We start from the raw sequence: 3,835 nt of genomic DNA on the forward strand, positions 1-3,835 counted from the left end.
GAGGAGGGAGCCCCGCCCCCACAACCCCAACCACCACCAACCCGCACCCAACCGACCGGCCCCCACCCCCTCCGAGAGAGGACCCGCCGGAGGCAAAAGTCCGGCGCAGGAGCTGGTGCTGGCGTCCGTCGTCAGCCGGCGCCGCCGTTGGCGTTGTCCGGGGCGGCTGCATCCTCTGCCCCGGGCGCCGATGCGGGTTCGAAGCCGAAGCCGTTGGGCGTCTCGACCACGTTGTACCGGCCGGGCGCGGGCGGGGGGACGTTGGTGATGCCGCGGGCGAAGTAGAACTCGTCGGGGTTCCCGCCGTAGTCGCCCTGCCGGATCAGCCCGCTGACCGGGTCCGCAGTGGACTGGAAGGTGCGATCGGCCTTGCGGAAGGGGGCCACCGTGATCGGGTCGCCGTGTCCGTGGAGAGTGGCGAGCTCGAAGTGGGCGTGCTCGACGTCAGTATGGAACGGCATGGCCGCGTCGGGCTGGTTGCCGCGGTAGGCCAGGGAGCGCGCGATGAAGAGGCGAAGGGCGTCATGACCGGTGCGAGTCCGCAGCACCTCGATACGGGCCCGCTCGACCAGCACACGCGGAATGAGGAGCGGCTTGTCGAAGAGCACGTGGCAGAACCGGCACAGCAGGACGAGGTTCATCCAGTGGTGGAATGCCCGGCGAGCCTCGGCCTCGGTAGCCTGACCGTTCCGCTTCGCCGGCCACGGACTGATGTGCGCCTGTTCGAGAAGCCAGGGGGCCGCCACCTTCGGTGCTCGGGCCAGGGTCTGGTGCTGCTCGTGCAGCAACGCCAGTGTCTCCACGACCGCGGGAGTCGCCAAGTCGCCGAGCTCAGCGATCAGTTCGCTGCTCGTCAGGTCGAGGTGGCTGAGCGCGCAACCCTCGGCCGCGAGGAGGTCCAGGGCAGCTTCGAGAGGCCCCGGGAGGTCAGTCGGCCTCGGCCAGACCCGACGATCCGAATCTGACGCTTCACGCTCTGTGTCCATCTCTCCATGATGCCCGGTCGCGCCGACACACCCGCGCCAGCTCCCCGCGCGCACCCTCGCACGGCCTGGGCGGCACCGGCGTCGTCGCCTGCGACCGCAGTTGAGGTGTCCGCGCACCCGTGCTTACGGTGCGCGCGATGAGCACGGATCTGACTGAGATGGGGAACGGGTGAATACGACTTCGGCGGCAACGGTGAGTGCGGCGGAACTGCGGCGGAGGGTTCGCGCCATCGAAGAAATCCAGGCGCGGGCAAGGGAGTTGGCTGCGTCGAACGTACTGGCCGCGCGGGAGGCCGCGGTGACGGCCGCGAAGGCGAAGGAGGACGCCGAGGTCGCGGCGCGGGAAGCCGCCGCTGCTGCCCTTCGGCTGTTCAACAACGATGCCGAGTTGGTCGCGCAGCTGCTCGGTGTCACGGCGGAGGAGCTGGAACGCGACGCGAAGCCTGTTACCGCAGCCCGCGCGAAGGAGGTGATCGAGGGGCTGCGCGCCCGTGCCGAGCGCCCGCGCCCGGTCCGCCGCGCCAGGAAGGCCGGCGCCGCTGCCACGGCACCTTCTGCCGCCGCTCCGGACTCCGTGCCGGAGGGCGGCCTGGCCGATGCCGGCTGAGAACGGCGGCCTCGGGCCCGGGCTCTTCCCGCGTGCTGCGGTGAAGGGGTCCGGGCCTGCTCGCGTTGACGAGCAGCTCTCTCTCCTTGGCGAGCCAACGCCCGTACGAATAGCGGCGGTTGAGTGGGCTGGCTGGCTGGCCGACGAGTCTGTCCAGGCCCGGTACTGGGCGAAGGTCTACCGGGCCCCGCCAAGGGACTGCTGGTTCTTCACCGGTGGGATCTCCAGCACCGGGCACGCCACCTTCCGGGCCACCTCGCGGCCTGGCCGGACTCGGCGCGGCACGGTGCCCGGGCACCTGTACGGGTACCAGCTCGCGCACGGTGTCATCCCGCGACTGGGATGGGGCACCGACCTGACCGTCTGCCACACCTGCGACAACCACTCCTGCCAGCAGCCGGCGCACCTGCGACTGGGCACAGCGGCGGAGAACCGGGCCGAGTGGGTGGCCCGGCGGCGCGACCCGGGGAGTCCGCTGGCGGACCTGCGTGGCCCGGCCGGACGCTCCCGGGCGATCGGCGCCGCGATCCGCGCCGGCCTGGCCGGTGGCGAGTCCGAAGTGGAGATCGCAGCCCGGGTTGAAGCGGTGATCGCGGAGGGGCGCCCGCTGAGCCTCTGGTGATCACTGCGTCCGCCCGGCGAACGGACCGGGCGGTGTCGCAGCGTTGGGTTACGGTCGGGAGGACGGTGTTGATCGTTCCAGAGGAGTCCCCCGTGCCCGAAGCCCATCCCGATCACGTTGGCCTCCCGGCGCTCTACGGTGCCGAGGTCTCGGTCTTCCGCGGGCGGTGGGGGCTGTACGTCATCGCGCCGGGGCCCGAAGCCGTGGTCGGGCCGGTCGATCTTGGCCCTGCGGACGCCTTCGTCACGCCCTCGCCCGACGACCCTGGCCGCCACATGATCGACCTCGAAGGCGAGGAAGTGCCGGTGCTGCCCCGGGAGGCGGCTGTGCAGCAGCTGGAGCAGCACGGCTTCGTGGTCGCGGAGGAAGCGCAGCGCGACAGCGAGCGGGATCACGGCTGGGTCCAGGTTGCCTCCGCGCTGTGGACGGCTCCGTGCCGCCCTACTTCTTGATCTTCTCAGAACCCTGAATTCCTCCGAACACAGGGCACAACTCCCCGCAATCCATGAGGATTTGGGCATGGAGACCACCAGCGAGAGCAGCAAAGACCAGGACACTCCCCCTGGGCCAACCACCCAGTCACAGTGGAAGGAAGGCCCGAACGGCGAGCGGCTGCGCCTCCGGTGGGCCCTCAGCGGCTCCCGGGCACCGGCCTGGGGGAACGCCCAGTTCGAGAGCAAGTTCCTCCCGGACGACGGAACCCCGGACGACCAGGTCGAGCACAAGTGGCACGAGGCCCCTGGGCTGCCGACCTACCTCTCCGTCACCGGCTGGACGTACGAGGCGTGCAGCGTCGAGTACGGGCGACTGTGGGCTGAGCGAAAGGCACAGCAGAGCCGGTCTTGATCAGGATGTCGACCCCGAGGGGGCCACTGCGGAGGCAGTGGCCCCCTCGGAGCTTCTGGCAGGCGCGACCTGTTCGCCTGGCGGGCCGCCCACTGCTCGTCCGAGAGGGAGCCAAGGCGGCGCTGGCGCGAACGGCCGGCGTAGACCGTCGGCCCTGCGGGCGACGTGCCAGACCTCCGGCGGGTTGCCCGGGGGCGAGGAGGAGGTCACCGCGGGACGCCGCCCCGCCCTCTACTCCTCAGCTGTGACAGCGGGTGCGCTGTCCTCCAAACGCCGACGGATGATGTCGTACTTCTCGGGCCCCCACTCGGGTGAGGCGGCCAGTTCGGCCTCCACCCAAGCCTCTATGTTCTTGTCCAGTTCCTCATCGTACGTGTCCACGCGACTACCCCCTGACAACACCCCAGGTCAGGACTACCTGGTTGTGTTAAGTCATTGGCACCAGTGGCAGGCCGCGTACCCGACCGACAGCAGGACCGGCACCCCCCGCCGGCGCGCCTCCTCGAACGCCTCGGGCCCCCAGGGCCACCAGTCGACCGGGTTCTCGGCATGCTGCTGCAGGTACGGCGAGGTCGCGTCCGCGAGACGGTTCGGCATGCCCCCATCCTCGCGCATCGGCGCGCGGACGGGGGCGGAGCCTCACTCCTTCGGAGCCTCCGGCTCCTCGACGAAGTCGACCCGCTTGAATTGCTTGTTCAAGCACCTCTTTACTCCCACCCCCGCGCCGACCAGGGACATGTCGGTCGCCCACCGGGCCACCGCCGCCTCCAGGGA

At 70.5% G+C, this 3,835-nt stretch carries 6 protein-coding genes and 1 pseudogene; 4 read left to right on the plus strand and 3 right to left on the minus strand.

What is annotated here, in order from left to right; translation table 11 throughout:
• Window positions 1-131 precede the first annotated feature (131 nt).
• Window positions 132-986: an HNH endonuclease gene (locus ACWDRR_RS44195; RefSeq protein WP_449778003.1), complete on the minus strand. Its 855-nt coding sequence runs from the start codon at window positions 984-986 to the stop codon at window positions 132-134.
• A 169-nt stretch (window positions 987-1,155) separates the two neighbouring features.
• On the opposite strand from ACWDRR_RS44195, the gene ACWDRR_RS44200 reads away from it, so the two are divergent.
• The 4 genes from ACWDRR_RS44200 (at window position 1,156) to ACWDRR_RS44215 (ending at window position 3,061) form a co-directional block, all read left to right on the plus strand.
• Window positions 1,156-1,593: a hypothetical protein gene (locus tag ACWDRR_RS44200; protein ID WP_449778004.1), complete on the plus strand. Its 438-nt coding sequence runs from the start codon at window positions 1,156-1,158 to the stop codon at window positions 1,591-1,593.
• A 286-nt stretch (window positions 1,594-1,879) separates the two neighbouring features.
• Window positions 1,880-2,215 (plus strand): hypothetical protein, encoded by a 336-nt coding sequence (locus ACWDRR_RS44205; RefSeq protein ID WP_449778005.1) that lies wholly within the window; start codon window positions 1,880-1,882, stop codon window positions 2,213-2,215.
• A 92-nt stretch (window positions 2,216-2,307) separates the two neighbouring features.
• On the plus strand, window positions 2,308-2,667 hold the full coding sequence (locus tag ACWDRR_RS44210) for a hypothetical protein (RefSeq protein ID WP_449778006.1): 360 nt from the start codon (window positions 2,308-2,310) through the stop codon (window positions 2,665-2,667).
• Between the two features lie 67 nt (window positions 2,668-2,734).
• Complete coding sequence (locus ACWDRR_RS44215; protein ID WP_449778007.1) at window positions 2,735-3,061, plus strand: hypothetical protein; 327 nt, start codon at window positions 2,735-2,737, stop codon at window positions 3,059-3,061.
• Between the two features lie 231 nt (window positions 3,062-3,292).
• On the opposite strand, the gene ACWDRR_RS44220 is transcribed toward ACWDRR_RS44215, so the two are convergent.
• Window positions 3,293-3,442, minus strand: coding sequence for a hypothetical protein (locus ACWDRR_RS44220; RefSeq protein WP_449778008.1), 150 nt, complete (start codon window positions 3,440-3,442; stop codon window positions 3,293-3,295).
• A 57-nt stretch (window positions 3,443-3,499) separates the two neighbouring features.
• Window positions 3,500-3,658, minus strand: a pseudogene (locus ACWDRR_RS44225) (DUF255 domain-containing protein); the annotation flags it as partial.
• Window positions 3,659-3,835: the final 177 nt, after the last annotated feature.

Source organism: Kitasatospora sp. NPDC003701, assembly GCF_053587085.1.